We start from the raw sequence: 16,365 nt of genomic DNA, 5'->3' as shown, positions 1-16,365 counted from the left end.
CGCTCGACGATGCCTGGCACGGGCACTGCTAAGGACAGGCACGCCCATCCCGAGGAGATCGCCATGAGCAACGCTGGCAACGACTACCCCCTGAGCGAAGTCCCGCCCGAGGCCCGCAAGGGCTTGGCCTCCTTGGCCATGGTGCTGCTGGGCTTCACCTTCTTTACCGCCACCATGTTCGCCGGCGGCAAGCTGGGAGTGGCCTTCGGTTTCGCCGACCTGCTGCTGGTGATCGCCCTCGGCAATCTGCTGCTGGGTGTCTATGCCGCCGCCCTCGGCCATATCGCCTGTCGCAGCGGCCTCAACTCGGTGCTCATGGGGCGCTTCGCCTTCGGCGAGCGCGGCAGCAAGCTGTGCGACCTCATCCTCGGCTTCACCCAGATCGGCTGGTACGCCTGGGGTACGGCCACTGCCGCCGTGGTGCTGGGCAAGTACTTCGGCCTGGAGCAGGGCGCGGTGCTGGCGCTGATGGCGGTATTCGGCCTGGGCTTCTGCGCCACTGCCTACATCGGTTATCGCGGCCTGGAGATCCTTTCCTGGATCGCCGTGCCGGCCATGGCGCTGCTGCTGATCCTGTCCATGAGCGTGACCACCGCCAAGGCCGGCGGCCTGGCCGGCCTGCTGGCGATCCAACCCAGCAGCAGCCTGGACCTGTCCACCGCCATCACCCTGGTATTCGGCACCTTCGTCAGCGGCGCCACCCAGGCCACCAACTGGACGCGCTTCGCCCGCTCCACGCGAGTGGCGGTGCTGGCCAGCCTGATCGGCTTCTTCATCGGCAACGGCCTGATGGTGCTGATCGGCGCCTATGGCGCCATCGTCTACCAGCAGCCCGACGTGGTGGAGGTGCTGATGCTGCAGGGCTTCGCCACCGCCGCCCTGGCTATGCTGCTGCTCAACATCTGGAGCACCCAGGACAACACCATCTACAACTTCGCCGTGGCCGGTTGCAACCTGGTGCGTACCGACCGCCGCAAGACCGTGACCCTGGCTGGCGCCCTGATCGGCACCGCCCTGGCGGTGCTGGGCATGTACGACCTGCTGGTGCCCTATCTGGTCCTGCTCGGTACGGTGATCCCGCCCATCGGCGGGGTGATCGTCGCCGACTTCTGGCTGCGCCATCGCGGGCGCTATCCCTTGCTCGCCGAGGCCCGCCTGCCGCACTACAACTGGCCGGGCCTGGCCGCCTATGGGCTGGGCACCATCGCCGCCTTCGGCTCACCCTGGGTCGCACCGCTGGTGGGTATTGGGGTGGCGGCACTGGCCTATGGCGTGTTCAATGGACTGACTCGGGGGCGTACTACTGCTCCTGCCTCGCTCTAGGGAGATCCATCATGCGCATCCTCAACGCCCGCCTGCGTGACCGCGAAGGGCTGTACGACATCCGCCTCGAAGGCGGGCGCATCGCCGCCATCGCCGAGCAGTTGATGCCCCCCGCGGTGGGGCCGGACGATATCGACGCCGCCGGCAACCTGGTGGTGCCGCCCTTCGTCGAGCCGCACATCCACCTCGATGCCACCCTGACCGCCGGCGAGCCGCGCTGGAACATGAGCGGCACCCTGTTCGAAGGCATCGAATGCTGGGGCGAGCGCAAGGCCACCATCACCCAGGAAGACACCAAGACCCGCGCCACGCGCACCATCCGCGCCCTGGCCGCCCACGGCATCCAGCACGTGCGCACCCATGTCGACGTGACCGATCCGTCCCTGGCCGCGCTCAAGGCCATGCTGGAGGTGCGCGAGGAAACCGCCCACCTGATCGATCTGCAGATCGTCGCCTTTCCCCAGGAGGGCATCGAATCCTTCAAGAACGGCCGTCAGCTGATGGAGGAGTCGATTCGCCTGGGCGCTGACGTGGTCGGCGGCATTCCCCACTTCGAATACACCCGCGACCAGGGCGTGAGCTCGGTGAAATTCCTCATGGACCTGGCCGAGCGCACTGGTTGCCTGGTGGACGTCCATTGCGACGAGACCGACGATCCGCATTCGCGCTTTCTCGAGGTGCTGGCCGAAGAGGCGCGCAGCCGCGCCATGGGTTCGCGGGTCACCGCCAGCCACACCACCGCCATGGGCTCCTACGACAACGCCTACTGCGCCAAGCTGTTCCGCCTGCTGACCCATGCCGGCATCAACTTCATTTCCTGCCCGACCGAGAGCATCCACCTGCAGGGCCGCTTCGACAGCTTTCCCAAGCGCCGCGGCGTGACCCGGGTCAACGAGCTGCTGGAGGCCGGCCTCAACGTCTGCTTCGCCCAGGATTCCATCGTCGATCCCTGGTATCCGCTGGGCAACGGCAACATCCTGCGCGTGCTGGAGGCGGGGCTGCACATCTGCCATATGCTCGGCTATCGCAACCTGCAGTCGGCGCTGGATCTGGTCACGGTGAACAGTGCCAAGGCGCTGTGCCTGGGCGACCGCTATGGCCTGGAGGAGGGGCGCCCCGCCAATCTGCTGGTGCTCTCCGCCGACAGCGACTACGAGATGGTCCGCAGCCAGGGCCTGCCGCTGTATTCCATCCGCCACGGCAAGGTGCTGATGCAACGCCGCCCGGCGCAGGTGGAGTTGGCGGATCTGTAATGGACTCTGGCTGGGGACTGTGCGATGAATAGGCTGGTGCCGGTTGATCGCGATTCTTCAGTACTGACAAAGACCTGCCGCTCGCTCGAACAACCCCCTCTCCTCTGGGAGAGGGCTGGGGTGAGGGCAAGCCCCATGCCGAAGCTCCAGCGGATAAGGCTGCGCCGTTTCCACGCGCCGGCTGACACGGATCGCGGCCATGGGCCGCTCCTACGGGAAGCCAGGGTGTCGGAGCGGCCGCATCGATGGATCGTCAATGCCGTGCTTCAGGCACAGGTGCTGGCCTCCGAGATCGCCTCATGACAAAGCGCCCGGTCAAGAGACCTTGAGCATGACGACCGTGAACAGGCAGGCTAGGCCCGTTACCATTATTGCGAGCGCCCAACTCAGCAGCTTCATTTTATCTTTCTGGGCATCTTCCACGAGCATCCCCTGCCGGACCAAGGTCAAGCGAAGATAGGGTGTTATTTGGGTGAAATGAGCTTGGTTTCTGGGCTGGAAAAGTGGTCTTGCAAGTACGGACAGTCGTTCCGAACCAACCCCCTGGCGTTGCTGTTCCGCGAAGCCCACGACGGGTTTTCTGCCGTTTAATCGACGAAAACAGGCAGGTCGGTCCATTACCGTTATAGCGGGTCGATCTCATCGGCGTTTCATGCATGATCGACCCGGTCGCGCCTGCTTGTCCTATACCTTGAAGCGACTGGTCATTTCCTGCAGGCGAACGCCAATGCGCGCCAATTCCATGCTCGACGAAGCGGTTTCCTCGCTGGCGGCGGCCGTCTGATCGGAGATGTCGCGCACGTTGGTCACGCCGCGGCTGATCTCTTCGCCTACAGCGCTCTGCTGCTCTGCGGCGCAGGCAATCTGCTCGTTCATGGATTCGATGTCGCGCACCGCCTGGGTGATGCGCTTGAGCATCTCACCGGCTTCACGCGACAGTCCTACGCTGCTGTCGGTCAGCAGCATGTTCTGCTCGAGCACCACCGCCATCCGGTCGGTGCTCTGGCCCAAGCCGGTGATCAGCTGCGCGATCTCGTCGGTGGAAGAGCGAGTGCGCTGGGCCAGTCCGCGCACCTCGTCGGCCACTACCGCGAAGCCACGGCCCGCCTCGCCCGCTCGAGCCGCCTCGATGGCCGCATTCAGCGCCAGCAGGTTGGTCTGCTCGGCCACGGCCTTGATCACATCAAGCACCCCGCCGATGCTTTCGGCATGGCTGCGCAGCGTGGCCATGGCGGTCTTGGTCGAATCCATCTCGCTGGCCAGCAGCTCTATCTGCGCGACCGCCCTGCTGACAGCCTCATCGCCCTGCAGGGCCTGCTGGCTGGCTTCCAGCGCGGATCGGGCGGCTTCGCCGGCATTGCGTGCCACCTCGTGGGTAGTGGCCGTCATTTCCTGCATCGCGGTGGCGATCTGGTCGGTCTCGACTTTCTGAGACTGTACGCCGGCGCTGGTCTGCTCGGTAACGGCCGACAACTGCTCGGCCGCGCTGGCCACCTGCACGACGCCGTCCTTCATCTCGCCGATCAGCCCGCGCAGATTGGTGGTCATCCGCTGCATGCTGGCCTGGAGCGCACCCAGTTCGTCTTTACGGGTGACCTGCTGCTGATGAGTGAAGTCGCCAGTGGCAACGGTCTCCGCCAAGGCCACGGTTTCCTTTAGCGGCCTGACAATGGAGCGGGTGATCAACCAGGCACTGAGCAGGCCCAGGACGATGGCCACGCCAAGCCAGAGCAGCAGCATCTGGCGGGCCCCGGCAGCATCGGCTATCTGGAGCTCACTCTGGATGTCGGTCATTTTGTCGGCCACGGTGAGAATCGCCGTGATGGAGATCGAGATACCGCCCTGCGCCTTGTCGACCTCCGCCTGCTCTGCGATCAGGTGCTGCAGCTCGCGCTGATAGTTGCTGACCTCGCCGGAGAACGCCTGGATGGCACTGCTTGGCAGCTCAGTCGAATCGAGTCCCTTGACCTGGGCCAGCACCGTGGCGATGGCGCTCCGCGCGGCCTCTTCGGTGTCCGGGCTCGGCAGCGAGGCATAACCACGGAAGTTGATTCTCATCCGTTGGACGTTGAGGAACAGGTCAGCGACTATTTGGCGATCCGCATAGCGACCGCTTTCCGCACCTGCCGCCTTGGACAGTGCCAGGAGCTGCTCATTGGCCGCCTCGGCGGCAGCGGACGCGACCTTGCGCGTTGCTTCACGCGCGCGAGTTGCGGTAACGGCTTGGTTGTAGAATTCACGGTACCTCTTGAGGGTGGATTCCGTATCCGCGATCAGCGCCAAGTTAATGGGCGATTTGAAATTAGGTCCAATCGCCAGCAACTGCTTTTCCGTCTTATCCAGTGCCGTGAGCCACTTGCCCGCCTGAGTATCATCGGCCTTGACGAAGTACAGCAGTCGCTCGATGCGCATATCTCGCGCCATCGTGCTGAAATCTGAGATGTCGCTTGCTCGCTCGCTCCGATTGCGAAGGGTCTCGATAGCCTGCCAGCCGGTATAGGCCACCAGCAGGATCATGCCCAGGAGCAGGGAAAAGCCGAGCGTGAGCTTGGCCCGAACGCTGATATTGCTAAGAAAATTCCAGCCATTATGTTGCATGTGGACTACCTGGACAGGGGGCTTCGAAGGCGAGCGGCCGCCGCGTGTTGCGCAGGCAGTCATAGTTATCGCGATACGTTTTCGGGTTGGGATGCGCTCTGGTGATCTTCCGAAGGGGGCAGCAATACGTTTTCAACTACTGCTGAAAGGCGCGGCTGCAGAGCGCGGCAGGGCAGGGCGGTGGGATTAATCTGACAATGAAAATGTGAAAATTTGGTCAACCGGTGAACGGCGGGGGATGCTCGGCGTTACTGTGAGGACGGGCGGCTGAACTTATCTGCAAAAGTCAGATGGTAGGAGTTCTTGCCCAGTAAGGCTTATCTGGCGGCCCAGTATTGCCGCCGTTCAGGCCAGGCCCGTTGCTCAACCCAACCTACGGCGGTCCAGCTATCGTGACCATGCCGCGATCACCGTAGGTTGGGTTGAGACGGCTCTATCGTCGAAGCCCAACAAATCCGGCGCCGGGGCAACAGCTGTTGGGCTTCGCTGCGCTCAACCCAACCTACGGCGGTCCATCTATCGTGACCATGCTGCGATCACCGTAGGTTGGGCTGAGACGGCTCTACCGTCGAAGCCCAACAAATCCGGCGCCAGGGCAACAGCTGTCGGGCTTCGCTGCGCTCAGCCCAACCTACGGCGGTTCAGCTATCGTGACCATGCCATGGCCGCGATCACCGTAGGTTGGGCTGAGACGGCTCTACCGTCGAAGCCCAACAAATCCGGCGCCGGGGAAACAGCTGTTGGGCTTCGCTGCGCTCAGCCCAACCTATGAAAGCCTATCGCCCGCTTTCGGCGAAATCCCGCAGCGCGGCGCCATCCAGGCGATAGCGTACCCATTCGCTCTGGGCCTGGGCGCCCAGGCTTTCGTAGAAGTCGATGGCGGGCGTGTTCCAGTCCAGCACGCTCCATTCCAGGCGACCGCAATCGTTGGCCACCGCCTCGCGGGCCAGCTCGCGCAGCAGGCCCTTGCCCAGGCCGGTGCCGCGGGCGCTGGGGCTCACATAGAGGTCTTCCAGGTAGATCCCGTTGCGGCCCAACCAGGTGGAATAGCTGTAGAAATACACGGCATAGCCCACCACCACACCTTCCTGCTCGGCGACCAGGGCGCGGGTCGGGGTGTCGGCGGCGAACAGCGTGGCCTCGATCTGGGCCGGACTGGCCAGGACCTCGTGGATGGCCTTTTCGTAGTCGGCCAACTCGACGATCAATGCATGGATACGGGCGGCGTCGGTGCGGCGGGCGGGGCGGATCTGGGTGGTCATGGGTGCCTTGGTCAGGTCGCGGGGCAGCGGCGACCTCAGGAGGGCACCACGGCCCGATTGGCGGACCCGGACAGCATGGCGGCGACCTGCGCGGCCAACTGGTCCAGGGTGAAGGGCTTGGTCATCAACTCCATGTTACCACCCAGAAAGCTGGTCCTACTGAGCGCGCCCTCGGCGTAGCCGGTGAGGAACAGCACCGGCAGCCGCGGCCTGAGCTGCTGGATCACTTCCGCCAGCTGGCGACCATTGAGGCCCGGCAGGCCCACATCGGTCACCAGCAGATCCAGCCGCGGGATCTGCTCCAGCAGGTGCAACGCGGCCTTGCCTTCGGCCGCGCTCCAGACGCGATAACCCAGGGCTTCCAGCGCTTCCTGATTGACCAACCGCACCGCATCGTCGTCCTCCACCAGGAGGATGGTCTCGCCAGCGCCCTGGACGAATTCGGCCGGCTCGATCCGCTTGGGTTCGCGGCGCTGCTCGGCCGCCGGCAGGCAGACGCAAACCCGCGTCCCCGTCGTGTCGCTGGCGATGGTCAGGCGGCCGTTGCTCTGCCGGGCGAAGCCATAGACCATCGACAGACCCAGCCCCGTGCCCTGGCCCTGGGGCTTGGTGGTGAAGAAGGGTTCGAGCACCTTGCCGAGCAGGCGCTCGGGGATGCCGGTCCCGGTGTCCCGGACCTCAAGGCAGACGTAGTCGCCCAGGGCCAGCGCATCATCCCCGCTACCCGGCTCGGTGACCGTCAGCGGATAGGTCTCCAGGGTGATGACACCGCCGTGCGGCATGGCATCGCGGGCATTGATCACCAGGTTGAGCAGGGCATTCTCCAGCTGGTTGGCATCCGCCAGGATCCAGGGCAGGTCATCGGCCAGCGCCAGGGTCACCGAGATCTGCTCGCTCACCGTGCGTTGCAGCAGGTCCTGCAGCGCCAGGATCAGCTCATTGGCAGACATCGGCCGGGATTCCAGCGATTGCCGCCGGGAAAAGGCCAACAGCCGCTGGGTCAGCGCCGCCGCCCGGTGCGCCGAATGCTGGGCGGCTTCCATGTAGCGCTCCAGGCCCGCCAGCTGGCCCTTGTTCTTGATCTTCATCAGATCCAGGGCGCCCAGTACCCCGGTCAGCATGTTGTTGAAGTCATGGGCGATGCCGCCGGTGAGCTGGCCGACCGCTTCCATCTTCAGTGACTGGCGCAACTGCTCCTCGGCGCGACCGCGCTCGACGGTTTCCCGTTGCAGCTCGCTGAGGGTGTGGGCCAGGGTCCGGGTGCGCTCTGCGACCTGGAATTCCAGTTCTTCGTTGAAGCGGCGCAAGGCCAGTTCGGCGCGCTTCTCGTCGCTGATGTCGGCGATCACCGTGGTCGCCCCGATGATCCGCTGGGTGGCGTCGTGCAGGGGCACCGCGCTTACCCGCAACCAGGATTCCTCGCCGGTCGCGGTGGTGTGATAGAAATCCTGGCCCTTGACCCGTTCGCCAGCCAGGGCGCGGGCACCCGGAAAGCGCTCGGGCGGCAAGAGGCGTCCACTGTCGTCGAGCGCGGTCCAGCGTGTGGCTTCCTCGGGTTGCTGGGAGGGGATGCGCTGACCGGGCACATGCTGCTCATAGAAGGGATTGCTGACCAGGGTGCGGCCTTCGCTGTCCATGAAGCACGCGCCGACCGGCAGGTTCTCCAGCAGCGTCTGCATGCGCTCGCGTTCCTGGGCGAGTTCGGCGAGGCGGTCGCGCATCTCGAACTGGCGCAGGCGCGAACGCCAGGCCGAGGCCACGCTGCTCAGCAGCGAGGCACCGCTCAGCGGGCGCTCCAGGATGACCAGATTGGTGGTCGCCGCCGGCAGTTGCCGACGCAGGAGGTCATTGCCGCGGCCCGAGCGCTTGGCGTCTGAGGCCAGCAGCACCAGCGGGATGTCCGACCAGGTCGGTTGCCGCTCCAGCGCCTCTGCCAGCGCATGCAGGTCCTGGCGCAGGGCCTCTTCGGTGAACACGATGATGCCCGTCTCGTCGCCCAGCGCGGCGGCGACCTCGTCGAGGCTGGCCAGGTAACGCGTATGGTAGCCCTGGGTGAAGAGGCGCTGCAGACTGGCCGCGTCACCCCGCAGCGGGGCGCAGATGATCAGCTCACAGGCCGGCGTCGTGGTCTCGGTCAATCGCGCTCTTCCATCAGGGGTTGCTTGGCACCGAAGTATTCCGGGGGCCCGGTCAACACGCCGCGGAAGTCCACCAGGGGCTGGCCCACGCGGATGCCCCGGGTATCGATGCGCAATTCCCGAATCGCATCCTCATGGCCACCCCCGCGATGCTTGAGGATGGAGATGGCCTTGCGCAGGCGTCCCTGGGCCTCGAAGAAGCGAATCAGCACCACGGTGTCGGCGATATAGGAGATGTCCAGGCTGGAGGTCATCGAGCCGACCAGGCCATGCTGGGGGTTGATGAGAAAGGTGACGACCCCGGACTGGCTCAGATAGGAGAGCAATTCGTGCAGCTGCAGGATCAACTGCTGTTCCTGGGGCATGGCGGCGAGGTAGCCGTTGAGGCTGTCCAGCACCAGCATCCGGCAGTTGTCCTCCTCGACGTCTCGCCGCACGCGCCAGGCGAATTCACCAGGAGACAGCTCGGCGGGATCGATCTGGTGAACAACCAGCAGGCCTTCCTCGATATGGCGCAGCAGCGGCATCCCCATGCTTTCCGCACGCTTGAGCAGGGTGCCGATGCGCTCGTCGAATTCATAGAGGGCGCACCTCTCGCCCCGGGCGCAGGCGGCCATCACGTACTGCAGTGCCAGGGTCGTCTTGCCGGTGCCGGCCGGCCCGGTGATCAGGGTGCTGGTGCCACGCAAGGGCCCGCCGTGCAACAGGGCATCCATGTCGGCGATGCTGCTGGGTACCGGTTCGCCGGCGAAATCCTGGTAGCGCCCCGCGGCGATCATCCGCGGATAGACCTCCAGGCCGCCATGGCGGATGGTGAAGTCGTGATAGCCGGCGACGAAGTCCCGACCGCGCAGCTTCTGGATCTGCAGGCGGCGACGAGCGGCGCCGAAGTCCAGGGTCAGGCGTTCCAGGGTCAGCACCCCGTGGCAGAGGCTGTGCAGATGATTGTCCCGCTCGCCGCCGCTGGTGGTCAGGTCATCCACCAACAGGACGGTGAGGCCGCGGCCGGCGAAGAATTGCTTGAGCGCCAGCACCTGGCGTCGATAGCGCAGCGGGTCCTGGGCCAGCAGGCGCATCTCCGACAAGCTGTCGAACACCAGTCGGCTTGGCTTGAGCTCATCCACCCGGGTCTGGATCAACTCAATGGTATCGCCCAGTTCGGATTCCCAGGGGTGCAGGATGGTCTGCTCCTGCGCGCCGCCCAGCACCGCATCGGCAGCCGACAATTCGAACAGGTGCATGCCTTCCAGGCTCCAGCCGTGGGATTCGGCGACGCTCTGCAGCTCCTCGCTGGTTTCCGACAGGGTGATGTACAGCACCGATTCGCCTCGACGCACCCCCTCGAAGAGAAATTGCAGGCCCAGGGTAGTCTTGCCCGACCCCGGAGTGCCTTCCAGCAGATAGAGCCGGTCCTTGGGCAAACCGCCGCGTAACACCTGATCCAGACCGGCATTGCCTGTCGCGATAATTGACTGGCTGGGAGAACTCATGGATGACCGGACCTCGTGGTGGCGGAAGCGAAAAACACAGGATATACGCGGCCCAGCCTGCGCCCCGAGCGGACTCGACAGGGCGGCGGCAAGGTGCAGGCAGTGACGGCAGCACGCCGAAAGACCTCGGCGGGAGAGGGTGACGGCAAGACCCGCACCTTGTTAATGGTCAGTCTAATGCTGTCGCCGGCGCCAGGCCACTGTGACAGGCGGTCACCCGGCCATACCGATACGTCGGTACCGGCTGGCGCGGCGCGGTGCTCAGGCGATCCCGTTCGGGCCATCCAGTACCCGGCGGATCTTGCGCGCCAGATCGTTGGGGATATAGGGCTTGGAGATCACATCGAACTCCGAACCGCCGATGTCGGTGCGCTCCAGGGAGTTCTCGGCATAGCCGGTGGTGAGCAGCACCTTGATCTCCGGATGCAGGCGTTTCACCTCCCGCGCCAGCATCACGCCGTTCATGCCGCCCGGCATGATCAGGTCGGTGAAGAGCAGATCGAAGGGCTGTTCGGTCTCCCGCAGCACGCGCAGGGCCGCGCTGGCGTTGAAGGCAATCTGGGCGGTGTAGCCATAGTCCTCCAGCACCAGCTTGGCCAATTCGGCGACGTCCGGGCGGTCTTCCACCACCAGGATGCGTTCGGTGCCATTACGGCGCTCCGAGCGCTGCTCGCCCTGCTGATGGGTGATGTGGCTGTCGTCCACCGGGAAGTACAGGCGCAGGGTGGTGCCAACGTCCTCTTCCGAGTAGATGCGCACCGTGCCGCCGGATTGCTTGGCGAAGCCATAGACCATCGATAGACCCAGCCCCGAGCCCTTGCCTTCCTCCTTGGTGGTGAAGAAGGGATCCATCACCCGGTCCCGGATGCTGGCCGGCATGCCGTGGCCGTTGTCGGTGATCGCTAGGCTGACGTAACGGCCCGGCATGAGGCCGTCGTAGGACATATTGGCCAGTTCGCGCACCTCGACGTTGCGCGTCTCGATGCCCAGGCTGGGTTGCGCTCGATCCGCCAGGGCGTTCCGCGCATTGATCAGGATATTGAGCAGCGCGACCTCAGCCTGGGTCGGATCGATGCGGCAATTCCACAGGTTCGGATCCAGCTGCGTGCGGATCTCCACATCGCCCAGGGTCCGCTCGGCCAGTTCGTGGGAGGAGCGAATCAGGTTGTTCAGATTCAGCACCCGGCCTTCGAGCTTCTGCTTGCGCGAGAAGGCCAGCAATTGCTGGGTGAGGGTGCTGGCGCGTTCGGCGGCGGACTTGGCGTGGGTAGCGCTGCGAACGATGCGCTCCTGGTCGAAGCTGGGCTTTTCCGCAGTACGCTGGATGATGTCGATATAGCCCATCATCACCTGCAGCAGGTTGTTGAAGTCGTGGGCGATACCGCCGGTGAGCTGGCCGAGCGCCTCCATCTTCTGCGCCTGGCGCAGGGCATCCTCGGCGTCGCGACGGCGGCTGACGTCCAGCTGGGACGCGAAGTAGTAGGTCAGCTCGCCCGATTCGTTGTACACCGGCGAGACGAACAGCGCATTCCAGAAGGTCGAGCCATCCTTGCGATAATTGATGATCTCCACCGAGGCCTCCCGCTCCTGTTCCACCGCCTCGCGAACCTGGGCGACCGCCGAGCGATCGGTTTCCGGGCCCTGCAGGAAACGGCAATTGCGCCCCAGCAACTCGTCCACCTGGTAGCCGGTCATCTCGGTGAAGGCATTGTTGGCGAAGAGTATCGGATTGTCCGGCTGGTTGGGATCGGTGATCAGCATCGGCATCCGCGTCGTTTCCACCGCGGCGAAGAAAATATTCTTGCCCTCGTGCGAAACATCGCTCGTCGCTGAATTATCGACCCGCGCCTTGCGGGGTGGGTGCTGTCGGCTCACGGGGGGCGGAATCCTTGCGCAGGCAAAATGGGGCGGTATGGCCCTCAGACAGCCAAGCGGCAAAAAAACTTCACTGGCGCGCCGTCCGAGGCCGTCTGGCATCATCCTTTGCCGGGCTGAAAGCCAGACGCGGCGCGGCTTTGGCGGCCATTTGCCAGTGTACCGCTCACCTCTCTCAGGTGACCGTTAGGTAAGTTTGCGGAGAACCTCTCCGGCATCTGATGTCTGAGCTGCCATGAAGCCGAGAAGCCTTGATATACAAAGACAAATTCTTGTTCTGGAAGACGATCCGGGGCAGCGCGAGCTGCTGACCGAAATCCTGACCGAACAGGGACTGGATGTCGTGGCGGTGGCTTCCAGCGACGAGGCCCTGGCGCACATGGACGCCCGCGGCAGTGATACCAAGCTGGTCATCGCCGACGTCAACGTGCCAGGCATGCTGGACGGCCTGGCCTTCGCCCAGTTGGCCGCCGTCAGCTGGCCTACGGTGCCCTTCATCATCATCTCCGGCTACATCGACCAGGACCTCGCCATCCTGCCGCGTCGCGCGGCCTTCCTGCCCAAGCCCTGGAGTGTCGCCGACCTCAGCCAGCTGGTCGAAAACCTGCTGCCGCGCCGCTAGCGCCCCCTGCCTGCCGATCTCCCAATCGCCCTCGACCCACATCAGTGATCCCACCGTTGGTGCCTGGAAAGAAGACGTTCGTCGGCACGACTACGGCGGCACTGGCCAAATGATATGACGTCCGTCGGCAAGCCCTTTTGGCAGGGAACCAAATACGCCGAACGCTATCAATGTGCCATCTATTCCCGACTGGCAAGGAGCGCTTCATGGACGCAGTCATCACCCAGATTTCTCAGATCACCGATTGGGAATTTCTCATCGCGCTGGAGCGCAGCCTGGAAAGCCGTGGTCGCCTCGATCTGGCGGCTAGAGAGGCCCTCGAACGCCAAGGCAATCTGCTCTCCCGTCGTTACCTGCTGCAGAAGGGCAAGCTTGGCAACGGTCCCTTCAGCCCGGTGGAAAACGAGGTTCTCGACGTTCTGGCCACGGCCACGGCCGCCCTGCGCCGCAGTCGCCGTCTGCCTCACAACATCGTCAAGAGCCTGCGCGCTGGAGGCCTGATCGAGGCCGTCGAGCGCAACGTCTGCCACGCCGGCGCCCTGCAATGCCGTACCGACTTCGAAGCCGACGGCATTCCCCGTGGCACCCTGGAGCGCATCGTCGATCGCCATCCCCAGGCCTTCGAACTGGAAGCCCGCCGCGCCGCGGCCCGCTACATTGCCGACCAGGAACCGGCCTTCCGCGCCGCCGGCTGAGCCTCGTCATGGCCGCCTGCGGGCGGCCTTGCGATACAGGGGCAGGCTGATCGCTGTCCTGGCGCGTGCTACCGTTGCGAGCCACTCGCCGCAACAGGCCCCACCATGCCCCTCGCCGACAACCTGCTGGCCTTCACCCTGGCCGCCTCCCTGCTCACCCTCACCCCAGGCCTCGATACCGCCCTGATCCTGCGCACCGCCGCGGCCGAAGGCCGCGCCCAGGCCTGGCGCGCAGCCCTGGGGATCAATGCCGGCTGCCTGCTCTGGGGCGCCGCCGTCGCCTTTGGCCTGGGCGCGTTGCTGGCGGTCTCGGAACTGGCCTATACGCTGCTCAAGTACTGCGGCGCCGCCTACCTCTGCTGGCTCGGCCTCAACCTGCTGCTGCGCCCCCGTACCGCCCTCGCACCCACGACAGGCGAGGGCGGTAAGGCCTCTAACTGGTTCCTCAAGGGCCTGCTCGGCAATGTCCTCAATCCCAAGATCGGCATCTTCTATGTGTCCTTCCTGCCCCAGTTCATCCCCCAGGGCCAACCCCTGATCGCCTGGACCTTCGGCCTGGTCGCCATCCATGTACTGCTGAGCCTGCTCTGGTCCCTGACCCTGATCGGCGCCACCCGCACCCTGGGCGAGACCCTGCGCAAGGCCGCGGTGATCCGCTGGCTGGATCGGGTGACGGGAGTGGTCTTTCTGCTGTTCGCGGCGAGGCTGGCGTTGAGTCGGCGGTAGGGGGAGGGTATGGCCGGAGCGACGATGGCGTGCGCAAGTGTCAAGACGGTCAGGACCGTTATGGTGGCCTGCTACGGCCAGAGAGAATGATGCGAAAAAAAGCCGCTCGTAAGCGGCTTAGATAGGCATTTGTTTCTATCCTCAGCGCTAAGGATTGCGAGCGGCCGCCTGCTGTCCAGCCTCGTGCAACTGACGTGTTTTTTCATCCAATTCCTTTCGGATGGCGGCTAGCAGAGGAACTCCCTCGGTGTAATTGCGACCATAGGCCAGATTAAAGGCGTAGTCGAAATCAGCCGGGTTTTGTCCCTGAGTATGCTGAAGAATCGTCTCCAGCTTATCCAAACCTTTTACTAGTCGTGCCTCGGGCGATGAGGCCTGATCGTACTCGTCCCAGAGGGCTAGAAACGAGTTTCGTTGATCAGCTGCTAGCGGCGCCATCAGCGCTTCAAGATCCTGACGCTCCTGAATCGACTTACTTCGAGCACCTGCCTGGGGAGCCGGAATATCGCCGTTCAGCGCTTCGCCGAGATCGTGGATGACAGCGATTTTGAGCAGCTTCGTGAAATCAACGTCGCTTAACTCTGGCTCGAAAACCATAGCCATTAGGCAAAGCCGCCACGTGTGTTCCGCGGTGCTTTCCATACGGCCTGAAGAGGTATGAGCACTACGTAGTACATCTTTTAGGCGTTCGGCCTCACGTAAGAATTCTAACGAGCCGGAGAGTCGAGATTTATCCATCTAGGCTTTCCTATCGCATGGGTGTCGCTTGCAGTATAGCGCTGCCCTCAGCGCACACGAAAACGCCATTCTCATGCGGCCTATTGCTAGCCAGGAAGAGCTAGCTTCTGACCTTGCCGCTCTAGCAGAGCCGGTGACTCGGCACCCCTGCGATTCAGCGCGAGGGCGCTCAAAGCCCTGCCGGTCAGTTCGTAGGCCATGAGGTCAAGCGCCTGCAAGGTCTGCTCGAATGCGATTCGCGTAGCCGGCTCGCCGCTTATTGGTGCCTCGGCCATACGCGTGCCTAAGGTCATGCTTGAGGTATCGCCGTACGGCAAGTAGTAGCGCTAGAGAAAACGAACAGCGCTACCGAGGTAAATAGCCAAACCCCAGAAACAACAAAGCCCGCACTAGGCGGGCCTTGGGGTGATCCTGGCGGATCAGATTGGTCGGAGCGACTGGATTCGAACCAGCGACCTTCTCGTCCCGAACGAGACGCGCTACCAAGCTGCGCTACGCTCCGTAATGGATGGCGCGCATTCTACCTAAAACTCATGCAAGCACAAGGGGTTAGGTAAAAAAATCGCGCCGGGCAGGAATCAGAGCTCCTTGATGGTGCGAACCTGGTCCTTGTTGATGCGGGTCGGCTTGCCGTCGAGCTGCTTGAAGGTATAGAAGCCCGAGTCGTCATCGTACTTCGGCGTGTCGGTGGCCTGGATCTCGCGGCCATCGTTGAGGGTGATGACGCTGGGCGTGGAGCAGCCGGCGAGCAGGGTGCTGGCGACGACCAACAGGGCGGCGGGGAACAGGTGCTTGTTCATGTGACGGTCTCCTTTCTTGGCAACCAAGCGGCCTTAGGACCGCTGGCGCGGGGTCAAGTTCGTCCGGGAACCGGTGGGTCACGCCCTCTGGCTCGATGGCCCGCTAGGGGCGGATCGCGCTTTCCAGCGCCGCGGGATCGTTGAAGTTGGCCAGGCGGATATCGTCTTCGGCGAAATCCACCGCGGTCAGACCCAGCGGCAGCAGGGCCCCACGCGGACTGCGCTCGCCGCCTGCCCAGGCCTGGCGCAGCGCCGGCAGCAGGCGCCGGGGCAGGGCGCTGAACAGCGGTTGCCAGTAGCCGCCCTGGCGCGCCATCACCGGGCCGTCGCTCGCCTGGGCTGCGGTCAGCAGCTGCCGGGCGAGGGCGGTATCGATACGGGGCGCATCGCAGGGCAGCAGCAGCACCCAGTCATGCCGCGCCACGGCGAGGCCGGCGAGGATGCCGGCCAGGGGGCCGGGAAAGTCCGGCTGGTCATCGGCCACTAGTTGGTCGGCCCATTGAGCATAGCGCGGCGCGTTGCGGTTGCAGGAGATCACCAGGTCATCGGTCAGCGTTCGCACCGCCGCCTGTACCTGGGCCACCAGCGGCTGGCCCTGCCATTCCACCAGGCCCTTGTCGCGCCCGCCCATGCGTTGGCCGCGCCCGCCGGCAAGGATCAGGATGGAAGCGGGCAGGAGAGACATGCAGAAGACCTCGGGTGTCAGGACGTGGGAAGCGGGCGCCCATCCTAGCCCGGTTTCAGCCCTGGCTGCCGGCCCTGGCGGGGTTTGTTCGGGCAGGAGCCCTGGGCTAGACTCGGGCGTGCCCTGCAAAGGGCCGTACTAGACACCTTTGATCCTCTCC

At 64.4% G+C, this 16,365-nt stretch carries 13 protein-coding genes, 1 tRNA gene and 1 pseudogene; 5 read left to right on the top strand and 10 right to left on the bottom strand.

What is annotated here, in order from left to right; all coding sequences use genetic code 11:
- Nucleotides 1-63: 63 nt before the first annotated feature.
- Both codB and codA read left to right on the top strand, forming a co-directional pair.
- The gene (codB, locus tag LRS53_RS14540) at nt 64-1,323 is read left to right on the top strand and encodes a cytosine permease (protein ID WP_269216735.1); all 1,260 of its coding nucleotides are present in this window, start codon (nt 64-66) and stop codon (nt 1,321-1,323) included.
- 11 nt (nt 1,324-1,334) lie between these two features.
- A complete protein-coding gene (gene codA / locus LRS53_RS14535) occupies nt 1,335-2,576 on the top strand; it encodes a cytosine deaminase (RefSeq protein ID WP_231356386.1) in 1,242 nt (413 codons plus the stop codon).
- A 684-nt stretch (nt 2,577-3,260) separates the two neighbouring features.
- Here the strand turns inward: codA and LRS53_RS23990 are convergent.
- The 6 genes and pseudogenes from LRS53_RS23990 to LRS53_RS14510 all read right to left on the bottom strand — a co-directional run bounded on the left by LRS53_RS23990 (nt 3,261) and on the right by LRS53_RS14510 (nt 11,939).
- Nucleotides 3,261-4,091, bottom strand: a complete 831-nt coding sequence (locus LRS53_RS23990) for a methyl-accepting chemotaxis protein (protein ID WP_442968529.1) — start codon at nt 4,089-4,091, stop codon at nt 3,261-3,263.
- A 27-nt stretch (nt 4,092-4,118) separates the two neighbouring features.
- Nucleotides 4,119-5,093, bottom strand: a pseudogene (locus LRS53_RS23985) (methyl-accepting chemotaxis protein); the annotation flags it as partial.
- 857 nt (nt 5,094-5,950) lie between these two features.
- On the bottom strand, nt 5,951-6,436 hold the full coding sequence (locus LRS53_RS14525) for a GNAT family N-acetyltransferase (protein WP_017641829.1): 486 nt from the start codon (nt 6,434-6,436) through the stop codon (nt 5,951-5,953).
- A 35-nt stretch (nt 6,437-6,471) separates the two neighbouring features.
- Nucleotides 6,472-8,574, bottom strand: coding sequence for an ATP-binding protein (locus LRS53_RS14520; protein WP_231356384.1), 2,103 nt, complete (start codon nt 8,572-8,574; stop codon nt 6,472-6,474).
- Complete coding sequence (locus LRS53_RS14515; RefSeq protein WP_231356383.1) at nt 8,571-10,064, bottom strand: ATPase domain-containing protein; 1,494 nt, start codon at nt 10,062-10,064, stop codon at nt 8,571-8,573. The genes LRS53_RS14520 and LRS53_RS14515 overlap by 4 nt, the downstream gene beginning before the upstream one ends.
- Before the next feature lie 261 nt (nt 10,065-10,325).
- Nucleotides 10,326-11,939, bottom strand: coding sequence for a histidine kinase famiy protein (locus LRS53_RS14510; RefSeq protein WP_231356382.1), 1,614 nt, complete (start codon nt 11,937-11,939; stop codon nt 10,326-10,328).
- A 235-nt stretch (nt 11,940-12,174) separates the two neighbouring features.
- Here LRS53_RS14510 and LRS53_RS14505 point away from each other — a divergent pair, with 235 nt between their 5' ends.
- The 3 genes from LRS53_RS14505 to LRS53_RS14495 all read left to right on the top strand — a co-directional run bounded on the left by LRS53_RS14505 (nt 12,175) and on the right by LRS53_RS14495 (nt 13,982).
- Nucleotides 12,175-12,561 (top strand): response regulator, encoded by a 387-nt coding sequence (locus tag LRS53_RS14505; protein ID WP_082900412.1) that lies wholly within the window; start codon nt 12,175-12,177, stop codon nt 12,559-12,561.
- Between the two features lie 206 nt (nt 12,562-12,767).
- Nucleotides 12,768-13,256 carry a hypothetical protein gene (locus LRS53_RS14500; protein ID WP_064308016.1) on the top strand — a complete coding sequence of 163 codons (489 nt, stop codon included), beginning with the start codon at nt 12,768-12,770 and terminating at the stop codon, nt 13,254-13,256.
- A gap of 105 nt (nt 13,257-13,361) precedes the next feature.
- On the top strand, nt 13,362-13,982 hold the full coding sequence (locus LRS53_RS14495; RefSeq protein WP_231356381.1) for a LysE family translocator: 621 nt from the start codon (nt 13,362-13,364) through the stop codon (nt 13,980-13,982).
- Nucleotides 13,983-14,129: 147 nt separating this feature from the next.
- Here LRS53_RS14495 and LRS53_RS14490 read toward each other — a convergent pair whose 3' ends face one another.
- The 4 genes from LRS53_RS14490 to mobA all read right to left on the bottom strand — a co-directional run bounded on the left by LRS53_RS14490 (nt 14,130) and on the right by mobA (nt 16,205).
- Nucleotides 14,130-14,720: an HD domain-containing protein gene (locus LRS53_RS14490; protein ID WP_231356380.1), complete on the bottom strand. Its 591-nt coding sequence runs from the start codon at nt 14,718-14,720 to the stop codon at nt 14,130-14,132.
- Nucleotides 14,721-15,145: 425 nt separating this feature from the next.
- Nucleotides 15,146-15,222 (bottom strand) — tRNA-Pro (locus LRS53_RS14485).
- Between the two features lie 76 nt (nt 15,223-15,298).
- Nucleotides 15,299-15,520 carry a YgdI/YgdR family lipoprotein gene (locus LRS53_RS14480; RefSeq protein WP_064308028.1) on the bottom strand — a complete coding sequence of 74 codons (222 nt, stop codon included), beginning with the start codon at nt 15,518-15,520 and terminating at the stop codon, nt 15,299-15,301.
- Between the two features lie 103 nt (nt 15,521-15,623).
- Complete coding sequence (gene mobA / locus LRS53_RS14475; protein ID WP_231356379.1) at nt 15,624-16,205, bottom strand: molybdenum cofactor guanylyltransferase MobA; 582 nt, start codon at nt 16,203-16,205, stop codon at nt 15,624-15,626.
- Nucleotides 16,206-16,365 lie beyond the last annotated feature (160 nt).

The organism is Pseudomonas sp. PLB05 (genome assembly GCF_021106615.1).
Lineage (GTDB): Bacteria > Pseudomonadota > Gammaproteobacteria > Pseudomonadales > Pseudomonadaceae > Chryseomonas > Chryseomonas benzopyrenica.
Note: the sequence above shows the minus strand (reverse complement) of the source record. Positions and strands in the feature narration are given on the sequence as shown.